Genomic DNA, 17,569 nt, shown 5'->3' with positions numbered 1-17,569 from the left:
GAATTAGTTTTTGCGCAGCAGCTCATAGTAATACGACTTCGCATCTTTTATAGTAAATCTCTGTTATAGTTAGAAATAGCTAAGGCATAGTCACAGTGCTTGATCATGGTTGATACACGAGGATAGAGCTTATAATGAAATGTTTCACACTGGTTTTACTTACCATAAGCCTTTTTAGCTGTTATGCAGTAGCAGGCCCAAGTAATAAAACTCGCTTTATTCCACTATTAAAAACTAAGCTAGGTAATTACGAAGTTACCTCAAGTAACTCGGGTTTGTGCACTAATAGTCGATTGCAATTTAATAACCCTGAAGATCCTGAGCAAGGTTTTAGCTTAGGTAAAGAGATTTTGTTTAACTCATTACACAATGGCACTCGTACTATTCAAAAGCCTAATTATTGTTTTATTACCAGCTCACTTAAATACAAAACTAATGGCCTCGAAAATGGTTTACGTATGAGCCGATGTGATAATCCAATTCACGAAAGAACCATTAAACAAACTATTACTTTTTTAACCGATAACACCCTTAAATACACCTTAGATAACCCAAGTGTAGAATGCGAATTTATTAAAGTTGCTGACTAACACTGTATTTTAGGAATATCGCGCCAACGTGTTGTGTATTGCGGCGATAAAAAAGCTCTATTCATATGCCAGCGTTCATTTAGTTGGCTGCTTGCTACGCTAAGCATTCCTTTCCCAAAGCGATGATTTATCGCATCTAAGCAGCCCATTAACTGCGGGTTATCGGTTTGTTTCTCAAATAACGTATGTTGTTGAAACTGCTGTGGGCTAAGCTCTAATGCACCCACTCCACATTTATAAAAACGAATACCCGGCTGATATATCTGCTCAAAACTCTTTGATACTGCACTTGCTATAACACGGGTATCGTTAGTGGGCGGATCAAATTGATGCATAGCTGACTTTTTATAAAAGGCTTGCTCATGTGACGAGCTGGCGGCAAAAATATAAATACGATGAGTGAGCGACTGTTGCGCTCTTAATTTTTGTGCAACCACGCTGGCATGATTTATTAATGCGGTTCTCACTGCATCAGGATCGTTAAGGCGCTGGCCAAAACTACGCGTTGAAAAAATAGCTTGCTTGTCTTGGCGAACATCATCCCAGTTTAAACAGGTAATGCCATTGAGCTCGTTAACTGTGCGCTCAAGCACCACGCTAAATTGGCGACGAATTGTTTTTGGACTTTGCTGAGCTAGTTGCCATGCGGTATTAATATTCATTAGCGCCAGTTTTTTAGCTAAACGTTTGCCCACTCCCCATACATCCTGGCAGTGCATTTGCTGTAAAATAGCTTGTCGGGTTGCTTCATCATCAATCACGGCAACCCCATTAAAGCCAGCTAGTTTTTTAGCAGCATGATTCGCGGCTTTGGCTAAGGTCGGCGTTGGCCCAAACCCAACGCCCACGGGGAGCTTTGTTTCGCGCCATACGGTTCGTCTTATGAGATGTCCATAAGTATGCCAATCTTTGACAACGTCTTTGTAGCCGTTAAAGTGCAAAAACGATTCATCAATACTGTAAATATGCTGGGTATCACAAAAGCGGCCAATCACACTCATCATTCGGTCGCTTAAATTAGCGTATAGTTCATAATTACTAGAGCGTACAATCACATTGTTTTGTTCTAGTAATTGCTTAACTTTAAAGTAAGGGCCAAATTTAGGAATATTAAGCTTACGGGCAATCGGGCATACCGCACACACGCAGCCATCGTTATTGGTAAGCACCACTACCGGCTTTGAGCGAATGGCGGGATCAAATACTTTTTCGGCGCTGGCATAAAAAGCCACGGCATCAACTAAGGCATACATGAAAGTATCTCAGGGCTTTGCCGATGCAACCTAATTGAGCGGGTTACCACGCCTTCAAGCTGAAATTCATCAGACTCGGTTAATTGCACGGGCTTATAAGCAGCAGAAGCCGAGAGCAGCCGCGCATTAGTTTTATCTAGCAGCTTACATACAAATAAACCATTTAAGTTTGCCACAATAACATCGCCATCTTTAGGAATTTCAGCACGGTCAACTAACAGTAAGTCGCCCTCAAAAATACCAATTTCTTGCATAGAGCATCCTGAGGCAACGCCAATAAAGGTGGCATCTGGGTGTTTTATTAATAGCTCGTCAAGTGATATTCCTAACTCACTATACTGCGCTGCAGGCGATTCAAACCCGCAAACACCGGCCTCTATATAAATGGGAATAACAAACATAACACAACCTAAAACGCATATACTGTATAAGTGTACAGTATATGCGTTTTGTATCAGTTATGCCAAGTAATGAATGGCGGATCAATCCATGTTTTTGATCATTTGTTGGGCAGTATGTAAAAAGTCATTGATTTGCTGTGAGTTTAAGTTTTTATATCTATGTGCTAAAACATGTTGAATAACGAATAAAAAGCCCCAGTTACTAGTTTTAAGTATGTGGCATTGCAGCACCTAAATTATCTGCATTTAAGGAGCGGCGATTGTGTTAACTTCTACCCCTTTTTCGTTACTAGAACTGGCGCCTATGTCTAAAGGGGCCACGGTTAGTGACACCTTAAACAAAAGTACAGCCTACGCACAAAGAGCAGACCAATTAGGTTTTAACCGTTTTTGGTTAGCCGAGCATCATAATATGCCTGGGATTGTTTGTGCCGCCACTTCAATTTTAGTAGGGCACATAGCCGGCAACACTAAAAAAATACGCGTAGGGTCGGGTGGAATTATGTTACCTAATCACGCGCCTTTAGTTGTGGCTGAGCAATTTGGCACCTTAGAGAATTTGTATCCTGGTCGAATTGATTTAGGGCTAGGGCGCGCCCCGGGTAGCGACCCTGTGACAAGTCGCGCCTTAAATAACGACATTAGTCGCGCTGAAAACTTTCCTAATGAAGTGAGCGAGTTACAAACATTATTAGGTCCATATGAGGGAACTAAGCGTGTACGAGCAATTCCTGGTGAGAACACCAATGTGCCGATTTGGCTGTTAGGCTCAAGTTTATTTAGTGCCCAGTTAGCGGCGAAAAAAGGATTACCCTATGTATTTGCGGGGCATTTTGCACCACGTTTTGTACATGATGCAATAGCCTTATATAAACGAGAATTTAAAGCATCAAGTGTATTAGCTAAGCCTTATGTGATGTTGGCATTACCTTTAGTGGCTGCCGATACAGATGAAGAAGCACAATACTTATCAACCACTTCAAAACAGCGGGTACTGTCGTTAATCAGAGGCGACGAGTTGTGGTTAAAGCCCCCAGTAGCAACAATGGAAGGCTTGTGGAGCGAACAAGAGCGTGCTCATGTTGAGAGCTTTTTAGGGCTAAGTGTGACTGGCGGGCCAGCGAGTATTAAACACAAATTAGAAATGATCGTGAATCAGTTAGGGGTCGATGAGCTTATATTCACCAACGATTTATATGACGATGAAAAACGTCATCGAGCGTTACAAATCCTAATGGAAATAAAGAATTAAGTTGTTTATTAAGCAAGCGTACACGCAACCATTGTTAAACTAATAGTGAAATAAAGAATTGAGTTACAGATTGAGTAAAAAAGTGATTTATATTTTCAATCGAACTGATTCAATTAATCTGTTTTAAGGATTTAATCAAGCACGTTAAAATGAAACCATAATCCGTTAAGTTAACAACTAAGAGGTACACCGTGAAATCTCAAATAAATGTTGCTCCACACACATTCAATAAGCCTATGCACCCTAAAACTGCATTGATTGCTGAAGGTGGAGGCCAGCGAGGGATATTTACAGCCGGTGTGCTTGACGCGTGGTTAGAGCAAAACTACGACCCGTTTGACTTATTTATAGGCACGTCTGCGGGCTCGCAAAATTTAACCAGTTATTTAGCGCGTCAAAAAGGCTACGCTAAACGCTTGATCAGAGGGCTTTCGCGTCATAAACGATTTTTTCAGTTAGGTCGCGGCCTAATGGGTAAACACATTGTTGACTTAGACTGGTATTTCGAAAAAACCACTGAGGTGAATAGAGCATTAGATTTTAAAACTGCAAAAAATAGCCTTGGCGATAGAGAGCTGCTGATCACTGCAACCAATGCACGAGATCGTAAACCGTATTATTTGTCTCCTACTGGCGATGGTAAACACTGGCGAGAACTATTAAAAGCCTCAAGTGCTTTACCTTTTTTGTATAAACAAGGTGTTCAACTTACTCCTTGGTTAGGTACTGATTCTGCAAATGAAAGCCCTGTAATTGATGCTCAATCTAACCCTGATTTTTTCTTAGATGGTGGATTAGCTGCGCCTTTACCGGTACGCGAAGCGTATAATCGTGGCGCCCGTAAAATTGTAGTAATAAGAACGGTAGACACCGATTTTCAAGCAGAATCAGCGTGGGTACAAAAACTGAGAACACTTGCGAGTGCTTCGGGGTATTGCCCAAAAACCCTCGACTATTTGTTACAACATGAACAAGCGTACTTAGACGAGCTTGAATTTATTGCTAATCCCCCAGATGATGCTGAAATTATTCAAATTTTTGCTAACGAAAAACTACATAGCAAATTGTTAGGCAGCTCTAATGATGACCTCAGATTTGATCATAAATTAGGCTTGAAAGCGGGTCGTGATTATTTAAAAAACTATCATACAGAGTTAAACCGTTTCAGTGAGCCGCAATACGCAATGTAAGCAAGCCTCTAGGGCGTTTATAGCGCTAATTAACAAGCCGCATGCAAAGCAATATGCACCTACTGTATATTGCTTTGGCGTTAAACTTAGCCTGTAATTTTAACGGATTAATAAAAAATACTGATCACACTAAAACAACTCAAGCTAGCGTAATTACCACACTGTAACGCATCATATCAATAATAAAACCAGCCAAGCATTCATAACTCAACCACCAATCTCAGTTCATAAACTCACAGTGAGTCGACTAACCCTGCACAAAATTTAACAAAGCGTACTATTCTTATCTTGGAAATATAAGAGGTCGTATAATTTTAACGCAAGGCTTAGTGCTGCGTCGTTTGAAGCTACAAATATATTATTGATTTTTTTATAAAAAACGATAAGGTGTGAGTGTGATTTTATATTCATAATAACTGAAATAAAATTCACATAGTGTGCGGTGCGTTTATTGTTTTAAACACCTAAAAATATAAATGTAGAAGCAAGCGGATATAAAAATAACAAATAAAGGACGGGTGATGTTTGAAACAGTAGTAAAAAGTGTCAATGGCCTTTTATGGGGCGAAGGGCAAGTACTTATTTACATTCTCCTATTTACCGGAATATGGTTTTCAGTACGCTTAAAAGCAATTCAACTAGTTAAATTTAAGCACATGTTTAGCCTGCTAAAAGGCAGTAGTAAGTGTAATAAAAACGATATTTCATCATTTCAAGCGCTCTGTACTGGGCTGTGTGCTCGAGTAGGCACAGGTAATTTAGCCGGAGTGGCTGTAGCAATATCACTCGGTGGTAGCGGCGCCATATTTTGGATGTGGGTCATTGCTATACTGGGCATGGCAACCGGATTTGCAGAAAGTATTTTAGGCCAGGTATATAAAATTCGCGACAGCAATGGCGAGTTTAGAGGTGGCCCTGCGTACTATATTCAACAAGGCTTAGGCAGTCGTGCATTTGCTATTGTGTTTGCCGCCTGTTTATTTTTAGGTTACGGCTTTACCTTTAGCGCCATGCAAACCAACACCATTACTGATGCACTCAATTACGCGTTCGAAATACCTACTTTTTACTCAGGAGTTGTGATCACACTCTTAGCGGGCTCTATTATTTTAGGTGGCTTTAAAGCCATTGCCCGATTTGCTGAGCGAGTAGTCCCTGTTATGGGCATCGTGTTTGTGCTTGTTGCTGTGGTAATTACACTGATTAACTTCACCCAAGTACCTGCCATGCTTAAAGATATATTTTTATCGGCGTTTGGCTTACAAGAAGCGGGCGCAGGCGCCATGGGTGCAGCCATTAAAAATGGTATACAACGCGGTTTATATTCTAATGAGGCTGGCGCGGGAAGTGTGCCGCATGCATCGGCAAGTGCCAGTCCAATGCCAAACCATCCGGCTACGCAAGGCTACATACAAATGTTAGGGGTGTTTTTCGATACCATCGTATTGTGTAGTTGTACCGCCGTTATTATTTTATTGGCCGATGTAGATATAAGCGGTGAAATGGAAGGTATACGCTTAACGCAAAGCGCCATGACCTCTCACTTAGCGCAAGGCGGCGTGTATTTTGTAGCCGCTGCCATTACTTTATTTGCATTTACCTCGGTGGTTGCTAACTACGCCTACGCCGAAAGTAACCTACACTTATTTAAGCTCGATAACAAAGTAGGGCGCGGTATTTATACTTTGCTTTATTTATCAATGATGTTGTGGGGCGCATCGGCCACCTTAAAACAAGTATGGGATTTAGCCGATATTGCGTTAGGGTTAATGACAGTGGTAAACGTTATCGCTATTATACTACTCACACCGACCATTTTGTCTGTTACTAACGACTACCACACACAAAGAGACAAAGGCATAGAGCCTGAGTTTAAGGTAAAAAACGTAAAAGTGCAGGGCAAATGTGAAGACGGAATTTGGGATTAAGATTAAAGTTTAAAAGTGTTGTTATTGCATAAGTATTCATTTTAGATTTAGCTTTAACAACATTAAACTGCGACTCTACAGGTAGTATTTTTAGATGATCGACATTTATGCAGGTAAAACTGCAGCAAAAATAATAAACGAACAAGGGTTTAAACCTGAGCTTTTTACCTCGTTTTTAGGGGCAAGTGGCGGGCCTAAATGGTTTACCTTATTTGGTTTAGATAAATATATATTTGGCGAATTTTTTAAACACCGCACTCAACCGCTTAATTTAATTGGCTCATCTGCAGGTGCTTTTCGTTCAGCGTGTTTTGCACAAAACGATCCAGTTGCAGCCATTAAGCGGTTAGCAACATCGTATTCACAAACGCGTTATTCAAGTAATAAACCAACACCTGCTGAAATTACAATTAAAGCCCGCGCATTACTTGAAGATGTATTTGGCGATAATGGCGTTATCGAAATAATAAATAACCCCGTATTTAAAGCACATTTTATAGTCGCTAAATCTAATGGCTTTATTGCCAGCGAAAATAAATTAATTCAGCTTTTAGGTTTATCAAAAAGTTATATGCTCAACCGCGTAAACCGAAAATTATTAGGCTCGCAATATGAGCGTTTTATTTTTGGCGCGCCCAATAGTAATTTAAGTATTACCGACAGCTACAATTTTATAACCAAAAATATTGCACTCACACAAACAAATTTGAAAGATGCTTTATTGGCATCAGGTTCTATACCACTAGTAATGCAAGGCATAAAAAATATCGCCGGTTCGCCACCAGGAATTTACCGCGATGGCGGCATTATTGATTACCACTTTGATTTAAAAATTAATAACCCAGGCTTAATTTTGTATCCGCATTTTAATAGCGACCCAAAAGCAGGGTGGTTTGATAAAAACTTAAAACGTAAAGTAGCACCACAAAATTACGACAACGTTGTGATGATCACCCCATCAAAAGAATTTATAGCCGGCTTACCTTACGGAAAAATCCCAGACAGAAACGACTTTACTGATCTCGATGCCGACACCCGCATTAAATATTGGAATACCGTATTTAGTGAAACGGAGAAATTAGCTGAAGCGTTTGATAATGATTTAAAAAGGAAAAATTAAAATGCATAAGAGGATTAAATTAGATTGCGGCATTACGGTTGATATAGATAGAGCTCCAGATAAATGTCCTATTTGCAATCAAGCACAATTGCCAGCAAATATTTTTGCAAAACTCACTGGTGATATTGAAAATAGAAAAACAAAACTGGAACTTGTTATGGAGTGCATGAACCTAAGTTGCGCACGATTTTATATTAGCCGTTACAGTAAAACTCACGGAACATATAATCATAATTTCAAATTTGATCATTCAATTCCTAATGTCTTTAATGCTCCAAATATTGGACAAGAAATAGTTAATACTTCAGAATCATTTGAAAAAATATTCACTCAAGCTAGTGAAGCTGAGTCTAAACAATTGGATGAATTGGCAGGTATTGGCTATAGAAAAGCCCTTGAATATTTAATTAAAGATTATTGTATAAGTATAAAACCAGATAAAGAAGAAGACATAAAATCAAATCAATTAAGTCGTGTTATAAATAATTATGTAACAGATGAAAATCTAAAAAACTGTGCAAACAGAGCTGTATGGCTTGGTAATGATGAAACACACTATGTTAGAAAATGGGAAAACCATGATCTTAAAGATTTAAAAATCTTAATTCAATTAACTTGTACGTGGATACAAAGCTCAATTTTGACAAAGAAGTATATGGATGAAATGAGTCGTGATTAGATAAATATAGGATGTAATGCTTTAGGGAATAGAATGACAACTCATAAATTACGTTATGTTAAATTGTAATGTTTAAATTAAAGTGGGCGTAATCATACAAACTAGCCCACTTATGATAGGGTTTTAAGAGCTTAGTTTAGCTCAGAATCTACCCAAAATTTAGTGCCTTTTAAAACGGCTTGTAGTGCAAGGCCACTTTCGGTTAAAGAGTATACAGTAACTTGGTCTGCAATGGCTTCGGCAACTAAAGCGCCACCCTTATCTTGGTATTTTGCAGCAGCATCTGCATTTCCGCCGAATGCCCAACCATGTTTAATAAATCTATTTAACGCAGCTTGATCGTGAAAAACCATCACAATATTGAAGTCTTTAACGCCTAAACCTAAGCCTAAACCAGCTTCGCCCATATTCATGTAGGTTGATTTACCAGTTAAGTTATTTTTTACTACACCATATCCACCACCAAAACTGGCTAAAATGACATTTACATTGGCATTATCAAAAACGGCATAACCGGCTGAATTGGCAATTTGGGTTTTAACATCTGGTTTTTTAGCATAAAGAGCACTTAATGTATTCGATTTCATGCTTTGTACTAAAGCACGTTTTTCGGCCGGTGAAGCACTGCCAGTTGTAGCGCAGCCACTTAATGCAACAGTGATCAGCAGCATGCTCAACAATAGAAGTTTTTTCATGATTTTTCCCTTAATAAGGTATATGGTTAATTTACTAGCAATTGAGCTAAAATATTAAATTCATTATGTCCAATACTAGACAGTATCGGACTTTAAAGTTAACCTATAAGCCTATTATTTTATTATATATTTTATTACTATGCTTGTTGCTCTGGTCGATACATTAAAACAATTACGTTATCAAATAGCTCACCTTGAAGATAATACACTCCAATCAGAATATCCAGAACTAGCCTCTTTTATACAGCAAGTAAGCTTGACTGTAACTGAATCAAAGGCCGATCTTAATTTTTTATATCAGTTTTTGTATGTTTATGGTCGAAAATCTGAGGCAACCTATAGTCGTTTTCGCAATGAATTAGAACGTTTTTATTTGTGGTCATGGCTTATAGCTGAAAAATCTGTATTTGAACTTAAGCGCGATGATATTGAAGCGTACGTTGATTTTATGGTCGAGCCGGATAAAAAGTGGACATCAACTTCGGTGCAGTGGCGTTATAAAGATGAGCAAGGAATTCGTCGATTAAACCAAAACTGGCGCCCTTTTATGCAAAAAGAATCTATTGCGAGTCAGCAAACATTATCAGCTATGTTTACTGCCCTTAATGTATTTTACAAGTTTGCTATTTTAGAAGAAAAAACCTTTGCTAACTTTGTTCCTGTGGTTAAAAAAAATAGCCCTTATTTAGTAGTGCAATCGCAGATTCAAATTCCTGATACATTGAGCGATATTCAATGGGAATATGTATTTGGTGTAACGCGTGATCTGTGTGAACAAAAACCAGAATATGAAAGAAACCTATTTACCCTAGCCTGTTTAAAAGGTTTATATTTACGGATATCAGAGTTATCAGAACGACCACAGTGGTCCCCAGTTATGTCACACTTTTGGCAAGACAACGATGGCTTTTGGTTTTTACGTATTATGGGTAAAGGTAATAAATTACGCGATGTAACATTAAGTGATGATTTTATTGAATATTTAAAACGCTACCGATTATATCGAGGGTTACCTGCCCTGCCCCGTGTTGATGAATCAGACCCATTAGTGCATAAAATTCGTGGCCAAGGTGGTATGACGGTAAGGCAAATTCGCCGTTTAGTACAACAAAGTTTTGATATTGCACAGCAGTCATTACTTGATGATGGTTTTAAAGATGATGCAGAACAACTTGAAGCCGCTACAGCACATTGGCTTCGACATACCGGTGCAACACATGATGCTCAAACTCGCCCATTAAAGCATTTATCTGAAGATTTAGGCCATGCAAAAATAGCCACTACCGACCAAATTTATATTCAAACAAATATTAAAGAGCGAGCTAAATCTGGATTAAAAAGGAAAATTTAATGGAGTACTTAGTTATTGCTTTTATTGGTGTGTTATTTTTAATTTATTCTTTAACGTTACGCCAACTAGAAAAAACTGAAATTACCGGCCCAATGTTTTTTGTTATAGGGGGTATACTGCTGGCATTTATAGCCCCAAACGAAAGTGAACATTTTAAAAATGGCTTACGTTTTTTACTGCCCTTTATAGAATTAACGCTCAGTATATTTTTGTTTACCGATGCAGCAAAGTCAAAATTAGGAGTATTAAGGCATAGTTTTCAATATCCTAGTTTACTTTTATTTATTGCTTTACCTTTAACCTTATTACTCGGGATTGCTACCGCATTATTTTTATTTGCTGAGCTTTCATTAATTCAAGCAGCTTTGGTAGCAATTATATTAACCCCAACCGATGCGGCGTTAAGTAAAGGGTTATTAAGTAATACCAAAGTGCCTGAAAAAATACGCGAAGGCATCAATACTGAAAGTGGTTTAAACGATGGCTTGTGTGTACCTATATTTTTAGTATTTATTTTACTTGCGAAAAACCCTGAGTCTGCCGTAACCGTAACACAAACATTAAGTATATTTGGTTCAGAGTTGGGGATTGCATTATTAACCGCTGTTCTGAGTATTGCTGTTTTTATTCCGTGTTTAAACTTTGCAATGAAGCGACATTACTTTGCCCAAAATACAAGTCCGTTTTTATTATTGGGGTTTGCTATGGCTGTGTTCTCACTTACGCAATATTTTCATGGCAGTGGTTTTATTGCTGTGTTTGTTGCAGGGCTTTTATTTGATAAATATGCGAGCAACAAAGTAAGTAAAGAATTAATTGAAGACTCAGAGCATATTGCCGATTTTACTTCTTTAATGATCTGGTGTTTATTTGGATTTGTATGTGCTTACTTGGTTATTCCTAAATTAAATTTAGAGATAATAACGTATGCATTATTAAGTACGACCTTAATTAGAATAATTCCTGTTATGTTATCACTGCAATTTACGTCATTAAAAATAAAAGAGCGTTTAACGTTTGCTTGGTTTGGGCCAAGAGGATTAGCTTCAATTGTATTTACCTTAATGGTGATAGACACACAAATAGAAAACAAATTTCAAATTGCGACCATTGCCATGACAACAATTTTATTTAGTGTATTTATTCATGGTATAAGTACAAAACCCATTGCAGACAGTTTTGCTAAAAAACTAAATAAGCAAAAATAAAAAGGCGTAACTTAATAATAAGTTGCGCCTTTTTATTTTACAGCTTACTTAATTAAATTATTAACTAAGCATTTTTGCTAGTAATTCTATCGGATGCTTGGGTTTAAATTTTTCATAACGTTTTACTTGGCTACGACATGAAAAGCCGGTTGATAAAAGTTGTTCAGGTTTATTTTTATCAACGATAGGTTTCCAACTCATTTCATAAAGCGCTCGCGAGTTAGCTTGGTTTTGTGCTTCATGACCATACGTTCCAGCCATGCCACAACATCCAGTATTTGTGGTGTTTAATGTTAAACCAAGCTGATCAAAAATATTTTTCCACACATTTGCGGCTTTAGGTAGCGCGGTCGTTTCGGTGCAGTGGCTTAACAAGATAAATTCAGTATCAGATTGTTTAGCTTTTAAAGCACTGAACGATTGTGTTTCTAACCATTCATGCGCAAGTTGCACATTAAAGTCACCACGGTTATTTTCTAAAATTGTATTATATTCATCGCGATAACACATTACTAACGACGCATCTAAGCCGACTAAAGGTGCATTAATATCATTCAGCTGATTTAAAAATTCTGCGGCACTTTTTGCCGTTAGCTTAAACTCATGCAAAAAACCTTTCACGTGCTGAGGTTTACCGTTGGGTTTAAATGGTAACAACATTGGTTTTTTCCCAAGCTGTGTAATTAACGTAATAAAACTCTCAACCAATTCTGCTTCGTAAAAGCTGGTGAATGGGTCTTGAACAATGAGTACATAATCATTTTGCTCATCGGCACTTAACTTTTTAAGTAATTCTAAATTAAATTTTTGCGCTTTGTTTATACGTTTATTGAGTGCAGGAATACTAAGCTGTGGGGTATCAACATAGCCTACGGTTTTTTTAATCAGGCTACTGACTAATGACGTTTTAACAATTGGGTTTATAACCCTCGCAAATTTTGCCATTAATGGTGCGCTGTTTTCGATATTACCCACTAAATAATCTTTGAGTGGTCGCGCATAATAACTATGATAATAATTTAAAAAGCGAGCACGGAAAGTCGGCACATCTACTTTAATTGGGCAAGCAGTCGTACATGCTTTACACGCTAAACATTCATCCATTGAGGCTTTTACTTCGTGTGAAAAATCGTAAACACCTTGTTTTTTTTCTCTGCTATGAACAAAACGCTCCCACCAGGTAATGACTTCACCTTTGTTTAGCTCTTTTTCAACCTCGAGTAAATTAACATCTTTTGACTCTTGAAGACGTAACCATTCGCGCATTAGTCCCGCTCGACCCTTTGGCGAATTACGGCGATCACCGGTCACTTTGTACGACGGGCACATTGGCGAGTTTTCATCATAATTAAAACACAAGCCGTTACCATTACAGGTCATTGCATTGTTAAAACTGGTCTTAACATCAATAGATATTTGCTTGTCAAAGTAAGAACGCTTTTGCCCATCAACGCTAACTAGTAAGTCCTTACTTTCAAGCGGTGTACAAATTTTACCGGGATTTATTTTATTATTTGGGTCAAACGCCGATTTTATTTTTCGTAATTGGGTAAATAAATGCTCACCAAAAAATTCAGGGCCGTATTCACTTCTGTAACCTTTACCGTGTTCGCCCCACATTAAACCACCGTATTTGGCGGTGAGTTTTACTACTTCGTCTGAAATAGTACGCAGTAATTTTTCTTGCTCTGGGTCGCACATATCAAGTGCTGGCCTAACATGTAAAACGCCCGCATCAACATGACCAAACATACCGTATTGTAAATTATGGCTATCGAGTAGCGCTCTAAATTCAACAATGTAATCGGCTAAGTTTTCTGGTGGAACGGCGGTATCTTCTGCAAATGCGAGAGGCTTTTGGCTGCCTTTTACATTACCGAGCAAACCCACTGATTTTTTACGCATTGCATAAATTTTTAGTATATCGCTTTTATCACTGGTTAACTGATAGCCAATAACGCCATTAGTTTGATTAGCAACACACTCATCTAACAATTTGCATAATGTGTCTACTTTGTCGTTTATATCTTCTGGTGATACGGCATTAAACTCAACCATGTTGAGCCCCTGCATATCTTTATTAGCAACGTCGGTTATTAAGTCCGATACTGAATGCCAAATAATATCTTCACGAGCTAGATTTAATACTTTGCTATCAACGGTTTCAACTGAGGTTGCACGGGCAGCAACTAAAAATGGTGAATGGCGAAGCGCAGAATCAAAGCTATCGTATTTTATATTGATGAGTGTTTTAAATTCTGCGATAGGTGTTAGGTTTAATTTTGCTTCAGTAACTATACCTAAAGAGCCTTCTGATCCGGTTATTAAGCGACTCATATCAAAAGTTTGTAAGTCTTCACTTAGCACATGCTCTAGGTCATAACCCGTTAAAAATCGATTTAATCGTGGAAACTTAGCTAATATAGCGTCGCGTTCATTAAGCGATATGTCTAACACTGTTTTGTAAAGTTTGCCAATTAAGGTGTCTTGATCGGCAATTATTTTTGCTTTATCTATATCAATTGGGCTGGTAGACATTGCGGTGCCATCAACCAAATAGGTGGTTAGCCCTAAAACATGATCGCTGGTTTTACCGTAAACCAAGGAGCCTTGCCCCGATGCATCAGTGCTGATCATACCGCCAATGGTAGCCCGGTTACTGGTGGATAAGTCGGGTGAAAAGAAAAATCCATACGGTTTTAAAAAGTCATTAAGTTGATCTTTTATCACACCGGTTTGAACACGTACCCAACCTTCTTCAACATTTATTTCGAGAATTTCACGCATATAACGTGATAAATCAACCACAATACCAGGCGTTAAAGATTGGCCATTTGTTCCTGTGCCGCCACCGCGAGGACCAAAGGTTAACGATAAAAAAGGGTCTTGCGATGCTATTTGCAGAGCAACTTGAATATCTTTTTCGGTTTTAGGAAAAATAACACCCTGTGGAAGCTGTTGATAAATACTGTTATCGGTTGATGCTGTGAGTCTGGTCGCATAACTTGCGTCAGTATCTCCAGTAAAGCCCTGATTTTTAATGGTGTTTAAATAATTTGCGACAAGCTCGGTCGCGGCATCTTGTTGTGTAATAGTTGCTATCATGGCGGCGCTTATTAATGCATTTGTGTAATTATATCATGGCGATGGCTAATAGAAATTGAAGATTTTACAGTTTGTAACACTCTTTTTATCGATATATGAGCAGCTGCAATTATAATCAAGTTAAACGCCTACTATGAGGTTTATATGAAAAAACTACTAATGCAGATCAGCGGAACACTATTTATTTTACTCGGATTATTGTTTGCTGTGGTGCCCGGGCCATCGTTAATATTTTTTATTGCAGGCTTATTCTGCTTTTCTATGTATTACCCTAAAGCAAGAGGGTATTTAACTTGGTGTCAAAAAGCACTGACTCGCTCGTGTGCCTATTTAGATAAAAAATTAGCAAAAAATTAATTTTTAGTCATAAAAAATGCCAGCAGTTGCTGGCATTTTTTAACGAGGTAACTTACTTAGCAAGTTTGTCTGCTAAGTATAACCATGTTTCTAGTACTGTATCTGGGTTTAGTGAAACAGAGTCAATGCCCTGCTCTACTAACCATGCTGCAAAGTCTTCATGATCTGAAGGACCTTGACCACAAATACCTACATATTTACCTTTTTCTTTGGCTGTTTTAATTGCCATAGAAAGTAGCTTTTTGATTGCAGGGTCACGCTCATCAAATAGGTGAGCAATTAAACCTGAGTCGCGATCAAGACCAAGCGTTAACTGTGTTAAATCGTTAGAACCGATAGAGAAACCATCGAAGTATTCTAAGAATTCTTCAGCCATTAATGCATTTGACGGAAGCTCACACATCATGATTACTTTAAGACCATTTTCGCCACGTTTAAGGCCATGTTCTTCAAGTAATTCAATAACGCGTTTACCTTCTTCAAGGGTACGTACGAATGGGATCATGATTTCGATGTTGGTCATATCCATGCTGTTTCTTACGCGTTTTATAGCTTCACACTCAAGTGCAAAACAATCACGGAAGTCTTCAGAGATATAACGTGCAGCGCCACGGAAACCAATCATTGGGTTTTCTTCTTCTGGCTCGTATTGTTGGCCGCCCACTAAGTTTGCGTATTCGTTTGATTTAAAATCAGACATACGAACAATTACACGCTCTGGAGCAAACGCACAACCTAGGGTAGAAATACCTTCAACTAGTTTACCAATATAGAACTCAACAGGTGATTCGTAACCGGCAATCATGTCTGTGATTTCTGCTTTTAATGCATCTGTTTGTGCATCAAAGTTTAGTAAGGCTTTAGGGTGAACGCCAATCATACGGTTGATGATAAACTCTACGCGAGCAAGGCCAACACCTGAATGTGGTAAACGTGCAAAATCGAATGCGCGATCTGGGTTACCTACGTTCATCATCACTTTCATTGGAAGTTCAGGCATTTCGTCAACACGTGAAGTAAGTACTTCAAAGTCTAAAATACCTTCGTAGATGAAACCTGTATCGCCTTCGGCACATGATACAGTAACTTCTTGACCTGCTTTAATTAAGTCTGTTGCATTACCACAACCAACAACGGCTGGAATACCTAACTCACGTGCAATGATTGCAGCATGACATGTACGACCACCACGATTTGTAACAATCGCAGCCGCGCGTTTCATAATAGGTTCCCAATCAGGGTCTGTCATGTCGGTAACTAAAATGTCACCTACTTGTACTTGGTCCATCTCTTTGATTGAATCAAGTACACGTACAACACCACTACCAATTTTATGACCAATTGCACGGCCTTCAACAACAACATTGCTGCTGCCATTTAGTTGGAAGCGTTCCATTACGTTAGTGTCTTCGTTTGAACGAACAGTTTCTGGACGCGCTTGAACTATATATAGTTTGCCATCGTTACCATCTTTTGCCCATTCGATGTCCATTGGACGACCGTAATGCTTTTCAATGATTACAGCTTGTTTGGCAAGATCTTGCACTTCTTCATCTGTAATCGAAAATTTGTTTGAAAGTGCAGAGTCTACGTCAACAATTTCTACTTGTTTGCCATGAGCTTTGTCTTGAGAGTAAATCATTTGAATGGCTTTAGAGCCAATGTTACGACGTACTACAGCTGGCTTGTTTTTAAGTAGCGTTGGTTTATGAACATAAAATTCATCTGGGTTAACCGCACCCTGTACAACCATTTCACCCAAACCATAGCTTGATGTGATAAACACTACATCTTCAAAGCCCGATTCAGTATCAATACTGAACATTACACCTGATGCTGATTTATCAGAGCGTACCATGCGTTGAATACCCGCTGATAACGCTACACCACGATGATCGTAGCCTTGGTGAACACGATAAGAAATAGCGCGGTCGTTAAATAACGAAGCGAATACGTGTTTAATAGCTGTCATTACAGAATCAATACCAACAACGTTTAAGAACGTTTCTTGTTGTCCTGCAAACGAGGCGTCTGGCATATCTTCAGCAGTAGCTGATGAACGAACAGCGAATGAAACATCTGCAGCGGCATCACCATGAAGTTGGCTATATGCGTCGCGGATTGCTTTATCTAGACTAGGTTGGAATGGGGTATCGATAATCCACTGACGGATATCGGCGCCGACTTTGGCGAGTGTGTTTACATCATCAACATCAAGAGTATCTAGAATGTCGTGAATTTTTGCGTTGAGTCCTGATTGATCTAAAAACTCGTTAAAAGCGTCTGAGGTAGTAGCAAAACCACCTGGGACTTGCACACCTGCGTTAGCTAAGTTTGAAATCATTTCACCAAGTGAGGCATTTTTACCACCAACTCGAGGAACATCTTGCATACCAAGCTCTTGATACCAGAGAACGTATTCTTGCACGGATCTTTCTCC

The 17,569-nt window shown here is 38.7% G+C and carries 14 protein-coding genes; 9 read left to right on the top strand and 5 right to left on the bottom strand.

Annotated features, from left to right (window positions below; genetic code table 11):
• Positions 1 to 134 precede the first annotated feature (134 nt).
• Positions 135 to 590, top strand: coding sequence for a hypothetical protein (locus B1F84_RS15655; RefSeq protein WP_010388821.1), 456 nt, complete (start codon positions 135 to 137; stop codon positions 588 to 590).
• On the opposite strand, the gene B1F84_RS15650 is transcribed toward B1F84_RS15655, so the two are convergent.
• Positions 587 to 1,843: a Y-family DNA polymerase gene (locus B1F84_RS15650; RefSeq protein WP_131692012.1), complete on the bottom strand. Its 1,257-nt coding sequence runs from the start codon at positions 1,841 to 1,843 to the stop codon at positions 587 to 589. The two genes, B1F84_RS15655 and B1F84_RS15650, sit on opposite strands and share 4 nt — an antisense overlap.
• On the bottom strand, positions 1,831 to 2,244 hold the full coding sequence (gene umuD, locus B1F84_RS15645) for a translesion error-prone DNA polymerase V autoproteolytic subunit (RefSeq protein ID WP_010388819.1): 414 nt from the start codon (positions 2,242 to 2,244) through the stop codon (positions 1,831 to 1,833). Before umuD ends, B1F84_RS15650 begins: the two co-directional genes overlap by 13 nt.
• 262 nt (positions 2,245 to 2,506) lie before the next feature.
• Here umuD and B1F84_RS15635 point away from each other — a divergent pair, with 262 nt between their 5' ends.
• The 5 genes from B1F84_RS15635 to B1F84_RS15615 all read left to right on the top strand — a co-directional run bounded on the left by B1F84_RS15635 (position 2,507) and on the right by B1F84_RS15615 (position 8,413).
• Positions 2,507 to 3,496 carry an LLM class flavin-dependent oxidoreductase gene (locus tag B1F84_RS15635; protein WP_131692011.1) on the top strand — a complete coding sequence of 330 codons (990 nt, stop codon included), beginning with the start codon at positions 2,507 to 2,509 and terminating at the stop codon, positions 3,494 to 3,496.
• A 236-nt stretch (positions 3,497 to 3,732) separates the two neighbouring features.
• Positions 3,733 to 4,686: a patatin family protein gene (locus B1F84_RS15630; protein WP_205988873.1), complete on the top strand. Its 954-nt coding sequence runs from the start codon at positions 3,733 to 3,735 to the stop codon at positions 4,684 to 4,686.
• A gap of 521 nt (positions 4,687 to 5,207) precedes the next feature.
• Complete coding sequence (locus tag B1F84_RS15625) at positions 5,208 to 6,614, top strand: alanine/glycine:cation symporter family protein (protein WP_131692009.1); 1,407 nt, start codon at positions 5,208 to 5,210, stop codon at positions 6,612 to 6,614.
• A 94-nt stretch (positions 6,615 to 6,708) separates the two neighbouring features.
• The gene (locus tag B1F84_RS15620; RefSeq protein WP_131692008.1) at positions 6,709 to 7,734 is read left to right on the top strand and encodes a patatin-like phospholipase family protein; all 1,026 of its coding nucleotides are present in this window, start codon (positions 6,709 to 6,711) and stop codon (positions 7,732 to 7,734) included.
• A gap of 1 nt (position 7,735) precedes the next feature.
• Entirely contained in the window at positions 7,736 to 8,413 is a 678-nt protein-coding gene (locus tag B1F84_RS15615; RefSeq protein ID WP_131692007.1) for a DUF4145 domain-containing protein, read from the top strand.
• Positions 8,414 to 8,544: 131 nt separating this feature from the next.
• Here the strand turns inward: B1F84_RS15615 and B1F84_RS15610 are convergent, their stop codons facing one another.
• Positions 8,545 to 9,108, bottom strand: coding sequence for a YSC84-related protein (locus tag B1F84_RS15610; RefSeq protein ID WP_076920314.1), 564 nt, complete (start codon positions 9,106 to 9,108; stop codon positions 8,545 to 8,547).
• A 139-nt stretch (positions 9,109 to 9,247) separates the two neighbouring features.
• Here B1F84_RS15610 and B1F84_RS15605 point away from each other — a divergent pair, with 139 nt between their 5' ends.
• Positions 9,248 to 10,459, top strand: coding sequence for a tyrosine-type recombinase/integrase (locus tag B1F84_RS15605; protein ID WP_131692006.1), 1,212 nt, complete (start codon positions 9,248 to 9,250; stop codon positions 10,457 to 10,459).
• Positions 10,459 to 11,667, top strand: coding sequence for a cation:proton antiporter (locus B1F84_RS15600; RefSeq protein WP_131692005.1), 1,209 nt, complete (start codon positions 10,459 to 10,461; stop codon positions 11,665 to 11,667). Before B1F84_RS15605 ends, B1F84_RS15600 begins: the two co-directional genes overlap by 1 nt.
• 60 nt (positions 11,668 to 11,727) lie before the next feature.
• On the opposite strand, the gene B1F84_RS15595 is transcribed toward B1F84_RS15600, so the two are convergent.
• On the bottom strand, positions 11,728 to 14,772 hold the full coding sequence (locus B1F84_RS15595) for an FAD-binding and (Fe-S)-binding domain-containing protein (protein ID WP_131692004.1): 3,045 nt from the start codon (positions 14,770 to 14,772) through the stop codon (positions 11,728 to 11,730).
• A gap of 144 nt (positions 14,773 to 14,916) precedes the next feature.
• On the opposite strand from B1F84_RS15595, the gene B1F84_RS15590 reads away from it, so the two are divergent.
• Complete coding sequence (locus B1F84_RS15590) at positions 14,917 to 15,129, top strand: PGPGW domain-containing protein (protein ID WP_008108725.1); 213 nt, start codon at positions 14,917 to 14,919, stop codon at positions 15,127 to 15,129.
• A 52-nt stretch (positions 15,130 to 15,181) separates the two neighbouring features.
• Here the strand turns inward: B1F84_RS15590 and ppsA are convergent, their stop codons facing one another.
• Positions 15,182 to 17,557, bottom strand: a complete 2,376-nt coding sequence (ppsA, locus tag B1F84_RS15585) for a phosphoenolpyruvate synthase (RefSeq protein WP_131692003.1) — start codon at positions 17,555 to 17,557, stop codon at positions 15,182 to 15,184.
• Between the last annotated feature and the right edge of the window lie 12 nt (positions 17,558 to 17,569).

The sequence above is a fragment of the Pseudoalteromonas sp. DL-6 genome (assembly GCF_004328665.1).
Taxonomy (GTDB): Bacteria; Pseudomonadota; Gammaproteobacteria; order Enterobacterales; family Alteromonadaceae; genus Pseudoalteromonas.
This window is presented reverse-complemented; position numbering and strand designations above follow the sequence as displayed.

Bases quoted from the DNA above. Each gene is read 5' to 3' on its own strand.
- B1F84_RS15655 (WP_010388821.1), top strand. From the start codon at position 135: ATGAAATGTTTCACACTGGTTTTACTTACCATAAGCCTTTTTAGCTGT.
- B1F84_RS15650 (WP_131692012.1), bottom strand. From the start codon at position 1,843: ATGTATGCCTTAGTTGATGCCGTGGCTTTTTATGCCAGCGCCGAAAAA.
- umuD (WP_010388819.1), bottom strand. From the start codon at position 2,244: ATGTTTGTTATTCCCATTTATATAGAGGCCGGTGTTTGCGGGTTTGAA.
- B1F84_RS15630 (WP_205988873.1), top strand. From the start codon at position 3,733: ATGCACCCTAAAACTGCATTGATTGCTGAAGGTGGAGGCCAGCGAGGG.
- B1F84_RS15625 (WP_131692009.1), top strand. From the start codon at position 5,208: ATGTTTGAAACAGTAGTAAAAAGTGTCAATGGCCTTTTATGGGGCGAA.
- B1F84_RS15620 (WP_131692008.1), top strand. From the start codon at position 6,709: ATGATCGACATTTATGCAGGTAAAACTGCAGCAAAAATAATAAACGAA.
- B1F84_RS15615 (WP_131692007.1), top strand. From the start codon at position 7,736: ATGCATAAGAGGATTAAATTAGATTGCGGCATTACGGTTGATATAGAT.
- B1F84_RS15610 (WP_076920314.1), bottom strand. From the start codon at position 9,108: ATGAAAAAACTTCTATTGTTGAGCATGCTGCTGATCACTGTTGCATTA.
- B1F84_RS15605 (WP_131692006.1), top strand. From the start codon at position 9,248: ATGCTTGTTGCTCTGGTCGATACATTAAAACAATTACGTTATCAAATA.
- B1F84_RS15600 (WP_131692005.1), top strand. From the start codon at position 10,459: ATGGAGTACTTAGTTATTGCTTTTATTGGTGTGTTATTTTTAATTTAT.
- B1F84_RS15595 (WP_131692004.1), bottom strand. From the start codon at position 14,772: ATGATAGCAACTATTACACAACAAGATGCCGCGACCGAGCTTGTCGCA.
- B1F84_RS15590 (WP_008108725.1), top strand. From the start codon at position 14,917: ATGAAAAAACTACTAATGCAGATCAGCGGAACACTATTTATTTTACTC.